Raw genomic sequence first — 851 nt, forward strand, 5'->3', positions numbered from 1 at the left:
CGGGAGCTTGTGGCCGGTTACACAGCGCAAATACTCAAGAACGAGGTACAGCTAGATAAGGCGAAAGAGTTCAAGCGGTCGCTATACGAAAAATTCATCAACGGACTGGTGACTAAGCAGGAGTACCGGGAGTGGAAAGCTGGCTATTCCAGCCAAATTGAGCAGTATCAGGAGGCCATCAATACCCTGCGCCAGAGTGTAGAAAACGCTATGCACAACAGCGACAACCGCCAGCGGTGGATGCAGCATTTCAAGCAGTTTTCCACTATGAAAGAACTGGACAGGCGGGCGGTTATTGCGCTGATCCAGTCTATCCGGGTATTAGGCAAGAAGGAACTTGACATTACCTACCGCTATCAGGCCGAGTATGAACAGGAGCTTGGCCGCTTCTCCCAGGGAAGGGAGGCGGTCTGAGTGGCAAGGAAAAGCAGAAAAAATCGGACCACGGAGGTTGAGAACCTTCCTGCTGCCAAGTTCTGGCGGGCGGCGCTCTATGTGCGGCTTTCCGTGGAGTTTAACAGCAACCGGGGCGATTCTCTGGAAACTCAGCGGCAGATTATGGAGGCTTACCTGGCCCTATGCCCGGACATTGAGATTATTGAGGTCTATACTGACAACGGCGTTACGGGCAGGACCTTCGAGCGGCCAGGGTTTCAGAAAATGCTAGAGGACATCGAGCAGGGCAAAATCAACTGCGTGGTGGTAAAAGACCTCTCGCGGCTGGGCCGTAATGCCATTGATTCCGGGTTTTACTTGGAAAAATATTTCCCTCTGCACCACGTTCGGTTTATCGCGGTCAATGACCAGTATGACAGCGAGGACAACTCCAACAGCGCCGCCCATATGATAGT

1 protein-coding gene and 1 pseudogene are annotated in these 851 nt (G+C 52.6%); both read left to right on the plus strand.

What is annotated here, in order from left to right; genetic code table 11:
* Window positions 1–414: pseudogene (locus U8U68_RS21970) on the plus strand (recombinase family protein); the annotation flags it as partial.
* A partial coding sequence (locus U8U68_RS21975; RefSeq protein ID WP_322204603.1) for a recombinase family protein occupies window positions 415–851 on the plus strand: 437 nt, incomplete at its 3' end. It lies immediately after the preceding pseudogene.

The organism is Acutalibacter intestini, from assembly GCF_034334985.1.
Taxonomy (GTDB): domain Bacteria; phylum Bacillota; class Clostridia; order Oscillospirales; family Acutalibacteraceae; genus Acutalibacter; species Acutalibacter intestini.